The sequence below is a fragment of the Exiguobacterium alkaliphilum 12/1 genome (genome assembly GCF_000714435.1).
In the GTDB taxonomy this organism is placed as follows: Bacteria; Bacillota; Bacilli; order Exiguobacteriales; family Exiguobacteriaceae; genus Exiguobacterium; species Exiguobacterium alkaliphilum.
The window spans coordinates 15682-31098 of sequence record NZ_JJMW01000071.1 but is presented as its reverse complement, the minus strand read 5'-3'; the positions used below and the strand labels follow the sequence as shown (position 1 = coordinate 31098).

The following is a 15417-nucleotide window of genomic DNA, read 5'->3' as shown; positions in this document are numbered from 1 at the left end:
CTGAATCGGTTGGTATAAAGGTTTGTACCCGTTCCACAGATTTTTAAACGCGAAATTGACGAGTCAGACGTTATGTGAGAAAAACAAAAAAGCCGGCTCTACGCGAGAGCCGGCTCAGTTTGAAATTATAATTTTACAACGTTAGCCGCTTGTGGGCCACGCTCGCCATCAACGATTTCAAACTCTACCTCTTGACCTTCGTCAAGTGATTTGTAGCCGTCAGTTTGGATTGCTGAGAAGTGTACGAACACGTCTTTGCCGCCTTCTACTTCGATGAATCCAAAACCTTTTTCTGAGTTAAACCATTTTACTTTACCTACCATGTGTAAATCCATTCCTTTCACCATTGAAGAATACAGAGGCTTTCCCTCTACCGGTAATCTTACCACCTTATGGATGGCGTGACAAACACTTTCTCAATATTTTGCAAACGATTTACTTTTTGGCTTACATTGGAATTATATTTCCCTACTTTTCATATTGTCATATTGAGTTTACATTTTTTGTGATATATCATGGAAGAGATGATTTAGGTTTGTGCCGCTAACATTTAGCCGATCCTGAAAATCCAATATGAGGAGGATGGTGCAGCGTATGCGCCCCTACTATTCCGACGAAAAATATCGCATCACGAAACGAACCGTGGCGATTTTGCCTTGCTTCGACATGATGAAGCAGTCGCAAATCATTCTCGAGGATGGCACGGACATCTCGACCCCGCTCAGGCCGTATCAGTTGCTGCAGCTCTCTTGCCGCCAGTATAACAGCTCGATCGAGGAACGGATCTTCATCGCCAAGCGCGTCGCCGGCGTCAAAGGGAAAGTGCCCGTCGTCATCGAACCGACGAGCGGTCTCGTCTTCTTCCCGACGAAATCGCCGAAGCGCGAGGACTGCGAATGGTACGCCTGGTCCCACGTCCGTGAAATCGCCACGGTCGAAGGGAACCCGAACGGCATCATCGTCACGACCGACGGCCGCCGGATTCAGACGAACGCGACCGCGTACGTCTTGAAGAATCAAATCAAAGCGACGGGAGAACTCGTCGCCCGGTTCCAACAACTGAACATGAGCCCTGTGCTCGAATCTTGACCTGCCTTCCGTCATGTGACGGGAGGTTTTTTCTTATCTAATTTGCTTCACTTTTTTAAAAAGAGGTCGATATATTGGTCGAGGTGACAACTATGCAAATCCAAGCCCAACCGCTCGCCCTCGTGCAAGCGAGCGCCGGCATCCAGACGAACCGGGTCTATAAGGCCGAGCTCGTCAAACAGACCGGCCCCGATACGGCCATCGTCAAAATCAACGGCGAAGAAGTCGAGCTCACGTTCAAGGACGGCATGCCGAAGACGAACCCGTTCCACGTGACGCTCGCCGACCAAGACGGCACGCTCCTCGCGACGGTCTTCCCGGCAAAAGAAGAAGCGGAACCGGCCAGTCAGCCGGCGAAGCTCGAATCAAAGATTCAGACGCTCCTCGCCGCGCTCCCGCCCGAAGTGAGGAGCGCCGTCAGCCGCCTGCTCCAGACGGGGCGCCTGCCGATGAGCGCCGACACGGTCCGCTTGCTCGAGACGGCGATGAAAGGCGACCTGCGCGACGCGATCCTTCTATTGAAGACGGTCGACACCCCGGACGTCCCCCGCGACGTCCAGAACGCGATCGCCGCGTCGACGCTCTCTGAGGCGAGAGAGCGAATCAAGCCGCCCGCCCCTGACGCGCCGTACCCGCAGAAGGAACGCTTCGTCGAGCTCGTCAACTTGTCCCGCCCCGTGAGCGAACGCATGACGCCGACGCCCGAGACGGTCGACCGCATCATCCGCGACGTCCCGGTCCCGCAAAAATCGGTCGAGCAGCTTCACGTTCCAGTGAACCGCCCACAATTTGATACGGTGACGCTCCCGTCCGGACGGCAAGTCGTCGTCAAGGAAGTGACGAACCATCTCGCGACGGTGACGAACACGTTCCGGAACGAACAGGCGACCGTGACGAAACAGCTCGGCCAAGTCGCCGCGCTCGTCGAGACGAGTCCGCACACGGCCCGCCCCGCCCTCGAGACGGTATCGACCCGGTTGACGCAGCTCATCCAGAAGACCGACGCCTTGTTACATACGGACGCGACGCAAGAGAAAGCGCTCGTCTCGATGACGGCGAAACTCGATGTCGCGCTCGGACTGCTTTCGACGAAGCCGGCCGAGAGCGCCGCCCTCATCAAAGAAGTGCGCGCTGCGTTGAACGACTTCCGGTACGTGCCGAACCACGTCCGGCTCGAATATATCCCGCATGGTGCGACCCGTGCCGGTGAGATCGCGAAAGTCCCGCCGTTCAAGCTCGACCAACAGCTGTCGGGCCGCGTCATCCAAGAGACGGCACAGCGCGTCCAGGCGTCGGGCCTGTCCGTCAAGGCGGATGCGGCGAACCCGGAGGCCGCACGCCTCGCCTCGTTCTTCCAAGTCCAACAGACGCTCAACCGGCTCGACGGTGGCCAGTTGCATCAGCTCTTGCTCGCCTTGCCGGCAAAAGTGCAAGAGATCGACACAGGCATCCACGTCCATATCCAGAACCGGGAAGCCGGTGACGTCGTCGACTGGGAGAACAGCGTCCTCTACATCCGGCTCGAGACGCCGCGGCTCGGCGAGATCGCCGTCAAGCTCGAGGCGATCGACCGGAATCTGCGCCTGACGCTCGAGCACGATGACAAGCGCGTCGAGACGCTCGCCCGTCCGCTCCTCGGAAAGATCGAGACGACTTTGGAGGCGATCGGCTATAAGAGCGTCACGACGCAGTTTAGACCGTTGACGAAGACCGAGAAAGTCGAAGCCGAGCCGGTGACAACACCGACGAGCGGCTACGACTTCAAGATTTAGGAGGCCGACATGTATCAACGCATGGATTTGACGAAACGAAAGACGGCCGCCGTCGTCCGCTACGACGAGTCGACGGACCGGGCCCCGGTCATCGTCGCCCGCGGGACGGGCGCCGTCGCCGACAAGATTTTAGATGAGGCGAGAGCGCGCGGCGTCGCCATCGAGCATGACCACTCGCTCCTTGGCCACCTGCTCGATCTCGACCTCGGCGACGCCATCCCGCCCGAGCTGTATGACGTCATGGCCGAAGTATTGTTGTTGATTGAAGAACTCGACTCACTTAAAGGAGAACAAGGATGAACCAGAATCAACTATACGAGATGAGCGCCGAAGAGCTGACGCAAGCGATGCTTCACGCCCTCGCTTATCATTATGAACACGCATTGACAACGACGATCGCTGAACGAAACCGTCACCTCCGGCAGGCGCGCGAACTACTCGCGAAACTGCACCAAGGTTTGCACGACAACGGCGGCATCATCTCGGCCCAGCTCGATGAGATTTACTTGTATATGGCGAAATCGAGCCTCGAGGCATTGATTGAACAAGACCTGTCAAAAATTGAGGAGTTGCACAATCTCGCAAAAGACCTTGACCACACTTGGGGCGAAGCAATGGAACGGGCTCGACTCACCCCGCAACCGCTAGGAGGGAACCGCTATGAAAATTACCAATAACGTACAAGCCTTAAAAGCATACACGTCGCTCTCGATGAACCAGGCGACGATGAAGAAGACGATGGACCGCCTCTCAAGCGGTGTCCGCATCAATAAAGCGGCTGATGACGCGGCCGGTCTCGCCATCTCAGAGAAGATGCGGATGCGCCTCGACTCACTGTCGATGGCCGAGCGCAACACGCTCGACGGCATCTCGCTCACGCAGACGCTCGAAGGCGGCATGAACGAGACGCACGCCCTCCTCCAACGGATGCGCGAGTTGTCGGTACAGGCGTCGAACGGGACGCTCAGCGGCGACGACGCGAAAGCGATTCAAGAAGAGATCACCGCCCTCACCGCTGAAGTGACGCGCATCGCTGAGACGACCGAGTTCAACTCGAAGAAGATCATGAACGGCGAGTACACGCAAGGCGCGAAGGAGCTGTTCTTCCAAGTCGGGGCCGGGAGCGGTGAAGCCGTCATCTTGAACGTCGCCGACATGCGTGCGAGCGCGCTCGGCATCGACGGACTCAGCGTGTTGACGGCATCCGACGCCGGGGACGCCATCGCCAAGTTCGACGCCGCCATCAACGCCGTCTCGCTCGAGCGCTCGAAGCTCGGCGCCATCCAGAACCGGCTCGAGGCGAACGTCAGCGTCGTCACGATCGGTTCGGAGAACTTGACGGCGTCCGAGTCACGCATCCGTGACGCCGACATGGCCCGCGAGATGATGGACTTCGCCCGCCTCAATATCTTGAACCAGTCCGGCATGGCGATGATCGCCCAGTCGAACGCCCTGCCGCAAGGCGTGTTACAATTATTGAACTAACTTAAGGAAGGACGGATCCCTATGGACATTCGTCGCATCATGGAGACGCAGTCGCTCCTCGGCGCCGGCAAGGCGAAGAAACCGGACGTCGAGCCCGGTGTCTCATTCTCGAACGTCATCGGACAGAAACGAGAGGACCGCGAGCACGAGCGCTTCCAACGCCAAATCGCGGCCATCCACGAACAAGGCGAGCTCCTCGCCGAGAGTCAGACGGTCGAGTCACTCGCTGAATATAAACAACTGATTAAAGACTTTATGAAAGACGCCGTTGACGCGGCACTCCGTCTCGAGGACAAGCGCGGCTTCAACCGCCGCGGCCGGGCCAAGATTTATAAGATCGTCGAACAGGTCGACCAGAAGCTGCTCGCGTTGACGGACCAGGTCATCTCGGGCGAGGCGTCCCGCCTGTCGCTGCTTGACCAGGTCGGTGAGATTCGCGGGTTGCTCGTCAACGTGTACGTGTGAGGTGACCTATGGCTGAACATCTGTTTTCAAAGAAAGTGAAGTGCCCGTACTGTTTGAAAGAGAGCACGACGCCGCGCATCTTGTCGCGCCACATCCGCCCGCAAGAAGTCGCGAAGGACGGCTATACGACGTATGACGGCGAGAACCCGTACTTGTATGAACCGGCCGTCTGCGGCCACTGCCACCTCGTCTTCCATGATTCGTTTGATAAGGTGCGGAAGAACAACCGCGAGGCGCTCGAGACCGAGTACTTCCCGCGCGTGAACGCCGACGTCTTGGCCGGTGACCGGACGCCGGAGCAAGTCATCACGCTGTACAAGTTCGCCGTCATGACGGCCCAATTGAGCGGGCAGAAACCATCCGTCGTCGCCATGCTCGGCATGCGCCTCGTCTGGATGTATCGGTTGACGGGGAACGCGAAGGCGGAACGTGAATGGATGAAGCGGACGCTCGACAAATATAACGAAGTACAAGAAACCTACACCGATCAAGTCCGGACCGGCCTCCCGTACGACCAGCTCATGCTGCGGATTGCGGACCTTTCGGCCGCGCTCGGATTTTATGAAGAAGCGCGTCGTTGGTATGGGATCCTTCTCGGCAGCAAAGAAGTGTCGGAGCGGATTCGGAACCAAGCCCGGGACCATTGGGAAGATTTTCGATTGGAACACGCCTAAAGGGAGAGCCGCAGCTCTCCCTTTTCGCATACAAAAAACCGCGCTCATCCACTCACAGACAAACGCGGTCGGTTCTCTTTACGGGTGAACCCCTAAACCGAAAGGAGATAGACGCGACATGACTCACGTCAAAACCTAAACGAGGCATCCAAGAACCGATCGCGCGGTGGCGTCTTGCACGGTTCATTTCTATTATAAGTTGGAATTTACTATTTTACTATTATTTTTTATGCGATTGAGATTAGGGTATGAATCCAAAGGAGGTCATTTCATGTTTGAAGCCCGCTATATTGAAACGGTACGTTCGATTTTTCAGGAACAAAAGCAACTCGCCGAGGACGCCTTGAATCAAGTGAACGACGAGGACCTGCATCGTGTGCTTGCAAAAGACACCCTCTCGCTCGCCGTCATCGTGCAGCACATCTCGAATAATATGAAATCCAGATGGACCGACTTCTTGACGACGGACGGCGAGAAACCGGACCGCAACCGCGACGCCGAGTTTGAGGACCAGCAGTTGTCTCGTGAAGAACTCATGGCGACGTGGGACGCGCGCTGGCAGCTGTTGGACGATGTATTAGTGAGCCTCACGCCAGAAGACCTTGGTAAGACGGTCTTCATTCGTGGTGAGGAGAAGAGCGTCATCTGGGCGATCGAGAAACAAGTGTCGCACTATAGTTATCACGTTGGGCAAATCGTCTTTCTCGCGAAAGTATTCGCCGGGGATAACTGGAACGTGTTGACGATCCCGTTGCCGCATCAACGATAAAGAGAGGCATCCAAGCGGATGCACTCTCTTTATTTTGTGACGTCGATTTTATATTCGTAGCGGTCTTCAGCGATTTGCTCATAGTTCGCGTCGAACGGCCCGTCGACGATGAAGCGGACTTCCGTCAACTCCTCGGGCATCGCCTCGACGAAGAACAGCACATTCCCTTCCTTCTTCACTTTCCCGAGGAACTCGCCACCGACGTCGTCGGAGTGCCAGAGGTCGGCCGTCACCTGTTCGCCCGTGTTCGTCACGAGCGTCGCCTGGTTCGGGTGGAAGCTGACCGTGTCGTCAATCGTGTTCTCGACGATGACGTTCATCGCGACGACCGTCACCGCCTCTTTCCCATCGAATAGTTCACGGTACGCCTCTGCGACCGTGAGTCGTGACGTCTGGACTTTATCGATGGCGAACTGAATCGAACCGATCGTCTCGTTGACGTCGAGCGCCTTATTCTTCATGTAGATCTGGTTTGAGCCGAGCTCGCTCTCTTGCACGTCCGCCTCTTCTTTTGGTTCAGCCGTCTGTTGTTCCGTTTCAGCTGCCACGACTTCCTCCGTATCGGTCGCCGTCGTCTTCAGTTCGTCGGCTTCTCCGCATCCGACAAGTAGTGCCAAAGGCAACGCGAGCACCAATCCGTATCGTTTCATCTTCATCAAAAATCTCTCCTTTTCGTGTTGGTAGTGGTTGATAAGATGAGCATACGGGATTGTCTAGCCTGACCGGTGTAAGAAAAAGTTCAAGGTGCGTCCCCTGAACAAATAAAAGTCAAGGTCATGAATCTGACCTTGACTTCGGCTACATTATCCTCTTGATTTCAAATCCTCTTCCTCATACGGGTCGGGCCCGTCCTCGAGCGGGGCGTCGTCCTCGATATACGCCTCGAGCTTCGGGTCACGTTCCACGTATTCATCGTACGCTCCTTCTGGACCGTAGACGAAGTAACGACGTTTCTTGGCTGACTCGGGTTTCACTTTTTTCTCACTCATCTCGTTTCCCTCCTCATTCCAGAAAAGAAGCAACGGGTATAGTGGTATTTACCCGATTTTACCCGATAACAGACGTGTTTGCACCTGTCTCGAAAATCGATGAAACTTCTGAGCGGTCGTTTGCGTAGAATAGACCACTACATAAGCGGAAGGATGGGTTCGATGGATTTAGTGAAGAAAGGATTAAAGCGCGGGATTCTGCTGTTGGCAACGTCAGGCGTGCTCGCCCTATACAACGTATTAACCGGTGACATGGAAAGTGTCCGCCTCACTTTGACGTACGGCGGCATCGGCTTCTTCCTCGGCGTCACGAGCGTCATCTACGAAGTGAGAAGATGGTCGTTCCCGAAACAGATTTTCATCCACTGGGCCGTCATGCATGTGACGATTTTACCGCTCGTCTTTCTGTCGGGGCTCGTCCCCGTCAACTCTGTTCAAGACTTCGGTCGCTTATACGTGAACTTTAACGTGAGCGGGCTGATCTTGTTTGGCGTGACGCACCTCGTTTCTAGAGCCCGACGCCAACCGAAGACCCCGTGAACGACGAACAGCTCGAAGGCGCGCCTTCGAGCTGTTTTATGTCTGTTGGTCGAATAGTCCTGAGAAGTTTGAATCGAAGTCCTCGTACGGGTCGACGTACGTCTTGACGGCTTTCCGTTCTTGCCGGGCCGTCCCGAGCGTCATGCCGAGCCGTTGATGCTCGGCCTCGATCAAGCGAGCGATCTTTTGACTGTCGTCGACGAGTTGACGGATGACGGTCTGGTCGGCCGCCTCGAGGTCCGGTCCGTGCGCGGCGAGCAGTTGCTCACGGTCGTCCAACAGTTCATGGATTTGGTCCATCCACGTGTCGTACGTCGGCTCTTCCGGTACTTGCGCGAGTAGGTCCTTCAGCCGTTGCGTCTTTAAGATAATCTCGTCGATCGGTCTCATGCTTGCTTCGCGAGTTTCATCGCTTCTTTCCACGTGTCGCGGAGTTCGGTCGTGAAATCGAGCACTTCATCCAGAATCGTCGTGTCGTTCTTCACGTTCGCGTCCAACAGGCGGCGCCAGATGTACTCGTAGAGCGAGTCGAGATTCGCCGAGATGGCGATGTCTTTATTGAGCGTCAGGCGCATCTCCTGAAAGATGGCTTGTGCTTTTTGGATGTTCGTGTTCTTTAGGTCCGGGTTCCCTTGCTCGATGGCGAGTTTGGCGAGGCGCGTGAACTTGAGCGCCCCGTCATACAACATGAGCGTCAGTTCTTGCGGGTTCGCGGTCGTGACCGCGTTGTTTTGATAAGCTGCATATGGGTTGGCTACCATGTTCATTTCCTCCTCTTACATGCCTCCGCCTAAAAACTGTTGCAGTGAGGCGGCTTGCGAGTTCGCCTGGTTCATCGCCGTCTCCATCGCCGCGAAGCGACGGTAGTAGGCGTTCTCTTTATCGACGAGCAGTGCGTTCAATCGTTGGATGCGGGTATCGATTTGTGTCATCTCACGGCCCATCGAGTACGTCGGGGCACCGGCCCCGTCCGCCCCGGCGATCCGGGTGATGTTCGACCGCGATGCGGCCGCTGCGTCACGGATTTGCGGGAGCAGTCCGCTCTCCGCGTTCGTGAACAGTTGATACACTTGCTCCGGGTCTTTCTCGATGGCGGCTTTGAGCTTTTCTTCATTTAGCTCAATCTTACCACCGTTCGTGAAGTCGGCGCCGGTCGAGAGGCCGATTTGGAACAGTTGGCGCATCTCAGCGTCGTTCGTCGCCGAAGACGTGCCCGACCATTTGCCACGGAGCGAGTCCATGGCGCTACGTAAAATCGTGTCGCCTTTGAGCATCCCGCTCATCGCTTTTTCTTCCCACTTCTTGATCTCATCTTCTGACAGTTCGTCACGTTGGGCTTTCGTGAGCGGTGCGAATGAACGGAAACGTTCTTCTCGCACTTTCTTGTTCATCAGGTCGATCGTCTCATTGTATTTATCGACGAAACCTTTAATGTTGTCGAAGATTTTTTGGGTGTCGGTCGCGGCCGAGAGGGTGACAGGTCCGGCTGTAGGATTATCGGGTGTCGGGAACCTCGACTTCAACGTGAGCGTCATGTTGTCAATCGTGACAGTATTTGTCGCGCGTTCTACATCAATCCCGTTCACTTTGAATTGAGCGTTTTGACCGACAGGGTTCGTCTCACCTATCGCGAAGGCTGATTTGAATCCTAAATCAAAGTCGAGCGTCGCGGTTGCGCCCGTATCTTTTGTCGACAGTGAGATTTTCCCCGTCGATGACTCGAAGAAGGCGGATAAGCCCGTTTCTTTTTCATTTAATTTCGATACGAATTCTTGCACAGTCGCATTTGCACCGAGCTCAATTTTCTTGTATGTGCCAGTAGTGGATGACTTATATTGAATCTCAAAGCCGGTGCCGGAAATGAACTCCGCCGACACACCTTGAGGGATGACACCGTCAGGGTAAGCAGTCGTATTTGTTGCAGTAAGTTTTCCCGTCGACGCGTCATAACTAAAATCGGTTGGATTAAGCGTTTGTCCGGCAGCGTTTTTCAGTGTGACATTCGTGAAGTCTAAATCTTTCGGCAACGTCATCTCCGTTCCGGCCGTCTCTTGAATGACTCGCTTTTGACCAGCCACAAAACCATTCATATCCGAAAGTTTCGTTGCGCCTGTTAATTTTGCACCATTCTGATCGGTCGCACTTAAGATTGTCGTCGCCGATGTCGCGAGTTGCGTCACCGAGTCAATTCGAAGCGCACTGTTCCCGCTAGACGGCCCGGCCGTGACACTGATTTTTGAAGCGTCGGAGGAACTCGCCGTCTTCGCATAGAAGTTCCGGCTGAACATCAAATCGACGGCACTGTTACGGAGCGACATGAGCGAGCGGTTAATTTCACGGTATGCGTCACGTTTCCATTCAGTCACTTGCTTCTTTTGCTCAAGCTTGTCGACCGGGACACGCTCGACTTGCATCAATTGTTTAATAATTGTATCGGTATCGATCCCACTGGCGAGTCCGCCGAATCGGATTGGTGATGTCATGGTTGGCCTCCTTTACACGCGTTCATCGAACAATCGGTTGAACTCCATGAACGCGGCGAAAAAGTCGAGTGACTTCTTGCTTGGGATTTCGCGGATGACTTCATTGTTCGTATCCACGATTTGAATATAATAGTCGTTCAGTTTTTCATGTTTCATGAACTTCAAGCCGGTACGTTGTTGCTCGAGTACCAAGTTCGCCTTCTCGACAGCCGCCTCTAACTTTGTGACGTGTTGAGGCGTCGGCAGAATGACGATGCCTTCGTCGGCGAGTTTCGCTTGATTCGCTTCGACGAACACGTTTTTCGTTTGTTCATACGGCAAGACGGAAGAAGGTAGGTGAAGCCGGACTTCAGAAATGGTCGGGTTCATTTGCGTCTACTCCTCTAATCATTGTTCTCATGGACTATATCGGTAGAAATCAGGTCAATTTGTAGTGCTTTGACGAAATGGTTCTCGTTTCTTTGCTTTTAAATAGGTGACCCGGGCTTGTAAATCATGAAATTGTTCCTGTAACTGCACTCGTCTTTTATCTCCGCAAGTCGCCGCTTCAATCGCGATGGACCGCATCGTCCGCAATAAGTCTTCTAGTTCGTCTAATCGCTTTTGTTCGGTGTAGACGACCTCCAGCTCTTCTATCAAATCCTTGCCCATATAAACACCTTCTCTCTTCCTATGTATCGACGTGTCAATCAAAAACTTGAGATGGGCTGACGAATTATTGAATCAGGTCATTCCGATAAATCGGGAATGATTTCTGTAAGGAGATTACTACGTAAAGGGGAGAAGTGAGATGGACTGGGAAGGACTATCCGAGGAACAGGTAGCCATTTTAGTCGCTAGTATTTTAGGGGATGGTGAAATCACGAAGTGCTATCCATATGATCGACGTGTAAACAACAGTTACCGGGAGCATTTTGGGATGGGCCAGTTAAGTTATCGCCAATGGAAGCAAAAAAGCTCTCTGACATATTGTATTTACGAGGAAACAATCTTGTGTCGCGCTCCATTCCGTTGATGACGAAACTCTTCCCTCATTTTTATCCGGACAATAAGAAACACATTCCGTTCGAGTTGCTTGAAGACATTCATCATCCTTCATGTCTGCTCACACTCTATTTGGACGATGGCTCACTCCTCCTCAGTAAACGATTCAATCACAACAAGAAAGAGATTCAATTTACCCCGCATATCGCTTTCTACTTACAAGCCTTCTCGAGACAACAGTTGAAACAGTTAGCCATCTGGATGAAAGCACGTTATGACATCAATGTGCGAACAACGGGCACGCCGAGCGGTACAGGCTGTTATTTAAAAATGACGAAAGTGACTGACACGTTCGACATTTTGGATTTACTCGAGCCATATATCGCCGAACTACGAGAATTCACTTATAAACTGTCATGGGAAACACGTCTGAAGAACGAAATCGAGCTGTATAAGCAATCACACCCGGACTACACGATTCGCGTCTCCGTCCCCGCTAGGCCGTATAGTGACGAGGATATCGCTTTACTCATCAAATGGAAACAGCAGCGCGTGACGGATAAAGAGATTGCCCGACGGTTGAACCGTACGTATTGGTCGGTCGTTTATAAATGGCAAGACGTCAAAAACCGTGAAGCATAAGCTTCACGGTTTTTAGTATAACTTTTAAATAATCAATTGCTATATTAACGGAGCAATTGAAGCACAGCTTGTGGCTGCTGATTTGCTTGCAGATGCCCATATTTTTCAATATGGTCTAGACTATATCTTCACCCTTTTACAATATCAATATAAAAATCATTATTATTGTAAAATAGGGGCTGGGCACTTCCCTCGCCGTTGTCGAGGTACGGATCTCATAACCATGGACATTATGTCGGTAGGTCGTTCATCCTAGTCGTTGAACCTTCATCACAGTTTCCTGACAGATGCTTGGCTGCTGATTGTCCAATCCCTTCCTTTTTTCAAAACGTTCACGCTCACCGTTTCCAGTCACGTTGTCGTAAGGAGGGCTCTAAGGAGTCCCAGCAATTCACCCAGTTATACTCCTATCCGTTACCAGATAAGACGCCCGTCAATCATTACCGAAGAAGTTGTAGAACTGCTTGGGGTTGTGATTGAGATTGAGCCATCATTGCTTGCGCAGCTTGGTTGAGGATGTTGTTCTTCGTGAAGTTCATCATCTCTTTAGCCATGTCTACGTCACGTACACGTGATTCTGCAGCTTGAAGGTTTTCAGCTCCAACGTTCAAGTTGTTGATTGTGTGCTCGAGACGGTTTTGGTTTGCACCTAATTTCGAACGCTCCCCAGACACTTTTTCAATTGCAGTATTGATTTTTGAGATTGCTACTTGAGCAGAAGATGCTGACGTTAAATCAAGAGCATTAATTCCTAAACTAGAGGCACTCATATCACTGATTCCAAGTTTTGTTACTTGGCCTTCGTTTGCTCCAATTTGGAAAGTTTCTGCTTTATTAGTAACAGTACCAGCAAACAACGCTGTAGATGCTAGAGCAGCTTTCGATGCAAATGCTTCTGAGTTAAGTTCAATTTTGAAGTTACCAACCTCAAAAACTCCATTTTTTGAAACCGATCCCGAAGCAAGGGTCGCAACAGTTCCAGAAGCATCAGTTAATGTCAAAGCTGCTGCTGTTGTGGCTTCTAACTTAAAGTTTGCTTCACCAGTTGATGCTACGGCGTTAGCTGCAACTTTGAAAGTTACTCCACCCGCACCAGAGAGTGTCGCTGCAGCATTTGCTGCAACTGAAGCATTTGAAGCAACCACTTTACCGTTCGCATCTTGAAGTTCCAATTTAAAGTTTCCCGCACCAGCATCTGAAGAGATTAACTTATACTCACCTAGTTCAAGGTTTTCAAGATCTGCATCGGCTGCAAAAACAATATCAGCATCCGCATTGAATCCAGAAATTGTTGATGAAGTTACAGTTGCACCAAGAGTTACATCGCCTGCTGCCGCAGCTGTAATCGAGTAACTTCCAGCAACGACATTATCATTTTTCAACTCTACACCTTGAATTCCAGTAGTAGATGACGTAGCTTTAACAGCCATATCTCCATTTAAAAGTTTTTTTGTATTGAACTCTGTTGTATCTCGAATTCTATCAATTTCTTGCGTTAACTGAGAAACTTCTTTCTGAATCTCGTTTCGATCTGCATCTGTGTTAGATCCGTTTGATGATTGCACTGATAGTTCACGCATACGTTGAAGGATTGAGTGCGTTTCGTTTAAAGCGCCTTCAGCCGTTTGGATGAGAGAGATACCGTCTTGAGCGTTACGGGAAGCTTGATCAAGACCACGAATTTGTCCACGCATTTTTTCAGAGATTGCGAGACCAGCAGCATCGTCGCCAGCACGGTTGATACGAAGACCCGAAGACAACTTCTCCATCGCTTTACCCGTGTTTGTCGTGTTGAACGACATGTTACGGTGTGCATTCATCGCGTTTAAGTTGTGGTTAATAATCATTGTAATTTCCCTCCATAGGTTTGAGTTTTTTCCGCTCTTCCAAATCCATTTGTCCGAGCATACAAGGTTTAGGCCGGCCCCTCACCTTGTATTAGTTGGAACGTTTTATCGTTTCCATACTCTATATCGGAGTATTTTCTAATATGTTTAATGACAATTTAGAATTTTTTATTTCACCATCTTGATTCACTCTTATTTTTAAATGTCTTCCTTCTTCGCTCAAATATGTATTACTTTTTACATCAAGAGTTTTCAAAACAGGAAGCCTAATAGAGTCCATAACCGATTTTCTTGGATGCCATTTGTTCAAGGTAATCTCTTCTCCCTCATACAAAATTTTACAGAGCGATTCATGATCAACCCCAGCTGACAAATACCAAGTCGTATTGATTTGATTTAATCGGATTTCATTAAGAAAATCATCCAATGAACCAGCAAGACCTCCGTGATGAGGAACAACTACAGCCATTTCTTCTATCGACTCTAAATTTATGTATTCTAAGCATCTTTTCAAACTAAGATAATGATGATCACCACTAAACATTAATAATGTGTTAGCTATCTTTATGATTAAGATAAGACCTCCATTATTTCTACTTTGTGAATATGAAGTTTTGTACAGGCCTACATTGATTTTGCTACTGCTCAAATCCGGAAATAAAGGTGGTTCTTTTATGATATGCACACCCCCCGCAGCCCTGGGCGACTGTTTGATGCAACATAATTTATCCCCTAATATTTTGGACATCCATTTTATTACTTCTACGGAAGTTTTTGAAGTATGTGCTTCTGGTACAACTACTTTATCGAATAAATCTAGTTCTTCGTCTGCGAAGCTCTGTATGACTGAATAATGATCTAAATCCCAGTGACTGATTATTAGAAGTCTTTTAGTTTCTGAGCTTTTATTCGCTTTATAATTTACTAATGGTTCATTACCAATCACATTTCAGGAGTGAACAAAGTTGAGACTCCATTTTTTGTGTAACAAATATTTTTCATTGAAAATCCAATGTCATATAAAATCTCGTAAGTAGTATTATCTATCTGAAATTTAATCTCACTCCAATTCCCTCTTCCTACGAAATTAATTTTCGCTTCTAACATTAGTTATCATCCTTGTCTAAATAATTTTCGATCAGATATAAAATTGTATGCTTTAGAGTATTTACGTGTCATTTTTCGTTTTCCAATAATATCTTCTTCGAGTACTAATTCTTTATAATCTCTCCTATCGTCGATACCACTAGCATAAATATCTACAACTCCAATGATCAGTTTATAAAAAATGTCATATTGATTTAACAACTCTTGAAACGCTTTACTATCCAAGCTGTTTTCAAAAAGAAGATTCACTACTTTTGAGGATAATTGAAATACTTCATCCTCCTCTAAATTTTCTCTAATTCCTCTAAGAAATATATGACTTGATTTCAATTCACGTACTCGCTTCTCTATTGCTTCTTCTATATTTACACCGAGTGTTTCTTGATTGGAAAGGAAGTCTACAAAATCACTTTCTACCACGAAATCAATAATATACAGGGTTTCAATCTGTTTCAAATTTTCGCTTTCAATCACTTTCTCAACCCGAAACAAATAGTATCCCGATTCGTTAATCATAGTTATCACCTCAATTAAAATGGGACGACCTTTTTTCAAAGATTGTCCCATCAAT

22 protein-coding genes are annotated in these 15417 nt (G+C 50.2%); 10 read left to right on the top strand and 12 right to left on the bottom strand.

Translation table 11 applies throughout. The annotated features are described in order from the left end of the window. Positions 1 to 125 precede the first annotated feature (125 nt). Positions 126 to 323 carry a cold-shock protein CspD gene (gene cspD / locus RT52_RS15695; RefSeq protein ID WP_024370455.1) on the bottom strand — a complete coding sequence of 66 codons (198 nt, stop codon included), beginning with the start codon at positions 321 to 323 and terminating at the stop codon, positions 126 to 128. Between the two features lie 259 nt (positions 324 to 582). Here cspD and RT52_RS15690 point away from each other — a divergent pair, with 259 nt between their 5' ends. From RT52_RS15690 to RT52_RS15655, 8 genes are all read left to right on the top strand, one after another. Further along, a complete protein-coding gene (locus RT52_RS15690) occupies positions 583 to 1089 on the top strand; it encodes a competence protein ComK (protein WP_245175480.1) in 507 nt (168 codons plus the stop codon). A gap of 92 nt (positions 1090 to 1181) precedes the next feature. Next, positions 1182 to 2861, top strand: a complete 1680-nt coding sequence (locus RT52_RS15685; RefSeq protein WP_245175479.1) for a hypothetical protein — start codon at positions 1182 to 1184, stop codon at positions 2859 to 2861. A 9-nt stretch (positions 2862 to 2870) separates the two neighbouring features. Next, positions 2871 to 3161, top strand: coding sequence for an EscU/YscU/HrcU family type III secretion system export apparatus switch protein (locus RT52_RS15680; protein ID WP_034815980.1), 291 nt, complete (start codon positions 2871 to 2873; stop codon positions 3159 to 3161). Then, positions 3158 to 3538, top strand: a complete 381-nt coding sequence (locus tag RT52_RS15675) for a flagellar protein FliS (RefSeq protein ID WP_034815978.1) — start codon at positions 3158 to 3160, stop codon at positions 3536 to 3538. The genes RT52_RS15680 and RT52_RS15675 overlap by 4 nt, the downstream gene beginning before the upstream one ends. Next, positions 3522 to 4346: a flagellin N-terminal helical domain-containing protein gene (locus tag RT52_RS15670; protein ID WP_034815975.1), complete on the top strand. Its 825-nt coding sequence runs from the start codon at positions 3522 to 3524 to the stop codon at positions 4344 to 4346. The genes RT52_RS15675 and RT52_RS15670 overlap by 17 nt, the downstream gene beginning before the upstream one ends. 21 nt (positions 4347 to 4367) lie before the next feature. Further along, positions 4368 to 4811, top strand: coding sequence for a YaaR family protein (locus RT52_RS15665; protein WP_029334571.1), 444 nt, complete (start codon positions 4368 to 4370; stop codon positions 4809 to 4811). An 8-nt stretch (positions 4812 to 4819) separates the two neighbouring features. After that, positions 4820 to 5485, top strand: coding sequence for a DUF2225 domain-containing protein (locus tag RT52_RS15660; protein WP_034815973.1), 666 nt, complete (start codon positions 4820 to 4822; stop codon positions 5483 to 5485). Positions 5486 to 5756: 271 nt separating this feature from the next. Next, positions 5757 to 6254 (top strand): DUF1572 family protein, encoded by a 498-nt coding sequence (locus RT52_RS15655; protein ID WP_034815971.1) that lies wholly within the window; start codon positions 5757 to 5759, stop codon positions 6252 to 6254. Positions 6255 to 6283: 29 nt separating this feature from the next. Here RT52_RS15655 and RT52_RS15650 read toward each other — a convergent pair whose 3' ends face one another. Continuing rightward, positions 6284 to 6910: a DUF4352 domain-containing protein gene (locus tag RT52_RS15650; protein WP_034815968.1), complete on the bottom strand. Its 627-nt coding sequence runs from the start codon at positions 6908 to 6910 to the stop codon at positions 6284 to 6286. 147 nt (positions 6911 to 7057) lie between these two features. Beyond that, positions 7058 to 7243, bottom strand: a complete 186-nt coding sequence (locus tag RT52_RS15645) for a hypothetical protein (RefSeq protein ID WP_034815965.1) — start codon at positions 7241 to 7243, stop codon at positions 7058 to 7060. 162 nt (positions 7244 to 7405) lie between these two features. On the opposite strand from RT52_RS15645, the gene RT52_RS16085 reads away from it, so the two are divergent. Further along, positions 7406 to 7783 carry a DUF3021 family protein gene (locus tag RT52_RS16085; protein ID WP_051690294.1) on the top strand — a complete coding sequence of 126 codons (378 nt, stop codon included), beginning with the start codon at positions 7406 to 7408 and terminating at the stop codon, positions 7781 to 7783. 36 nt (positions 7784 to 7819) lie between these two features. On the opposite strand, the gene RT52_RS15635 is transcribed toward RT52_RS16085, so the two are convergent. Genes RT52_RS15635 through RT52_RS15615 form a run of 5 tightly spaced genes read right to left on the bottom strand, consistent with a single transcriptional unit; the run spans position 7820 to position 10917 of the window. Then, complete coding sequence (locus RT52_RS15635) at positions 7820 to 8173, bottom strand: flagellar protein FliT (protein WP_034815963.1); 354 nt, start codon at positions 8171 to 8173, stop codon at positions 7820 to 7822. Next, positions 8170 to 8544, bottom strand: a complete 375-nt coding sequence (gene fliS / locus RT52_RS15630) for a flagellar export chaperone FliS (RefSeq protein ID WP_034815960.1) — start codon at positions 8542 to 8544, stop codon at positions 8170 to 8172. Before fliS ends, RT52_RS15635 begins: the two co-directional genes overlap by 4 nt. 15 nt (positions 8545 to 8559) lie before the next feature. Further along, a complete protein-coding gene (gene fliD, locus RT52_RS15625; protein WP_034815958.1) occupies positions 8560 to 10266 on the bottom strand; it encodes a flagellar filament capping protein FliD in 1707 nt (568 codons plus the stop codon). Positions 10267 to 10278: 12 nt separating this feature from the next. Continuing rightward, positions 10279 to 10635, bottom strand: a complete 357-nt coding sequence (locus RT52_RS15620) for a flagellar protein FlaG (protein WP_034815955.1) — start codon at positions 10633 to 10635, stop codon at positions 10279 to 10281. A 54-nt stretch (positions 10636 to 10689) separates the two neighbouring features. Then, positions 10690 to 10917 (bottom strand): hypothetical protein, encoded by a 228-nt coding sequence (locus RT52_RS15615; RefSeq protein ID WP_034815953.1) that lies wholly within the window; start codon positions 10915 to 10917, stop codon positions 10690 to 10692. A gap of 342 nt (positions 10918 to 11259) precedes the next feature. On the opposite strand from RT52_RS15615, the gene RT52_RS15610 reads away from it, so the two are divergent. Further along, entirely contained in the window at positions 11260 to 11892 is a 633-nt protein-coding gene (locus tag RT52_RS15610; protein WP_245175478.1) for a DNA endonuclease, read from the top strand. 440 nt (positions 11893 to 12332) lie between these two features. Here the strand turns inward: RT52_RS15610 and RT52_RS15605 are convergent, their stop codons facing one another. From RT52_RS15605 to RT52_RS15595, 4 genes are all read right to left on the bottom strand, one after another. Beyond that, positions 12333 to 13739, bottom strand: coding sequence for a flagellin N-terminal helical domain-containing protein (locus tag RT52_RS15605; protein WP_034815951.1), 1407 nt, complete (start codon positions 13737 to 13739; stop codon positions 12333 to 12335). A 121-nt stretch (positions 13740 to 13860) separates the two neighbouring features. Further along, positions 13861 to 14685, bottom strand: coding sequence for a hypothetical protein (locus RT52_RS15600; protein ID WP_034818317.1), 825 nt, complete (start codon positions 14683 to 14685; stop codon positions 13861 to 13863). Further along, positions 14682 to 14846 carry a hypothetical protein gene (locus tag RT52_RS16410; RefSeq protein WP_156028834.1) on the bottom strand — a complete coding sequence of 55 codons (165 nt, stop codon included), beginning with the start codon at positions 14844 to 14846 and terminating at the stop codon, positions 14682 to 14684. The genes RT52_RS15600 and RT52_RS16410 overlap by 4 nt, the downstream gene beginning before the upstream one ends. 6 nt (positions 14847 to 14852) lie before the next feature. Next, positions 14853 to 15413 carry a hypothetical protein gene (locus tag RT52_RS15595; RefSeq protein WP_156028787.1) on the bottom strand — a complete coding sequence of 187 codons (561 nt, stop codon included), beginning with the start codon at positions 15411 to 15413 and terminating at the stop codon, positions 14853 to 14855. Positions 15414 to 15417 lie beyond the last annotated feature (4 nt).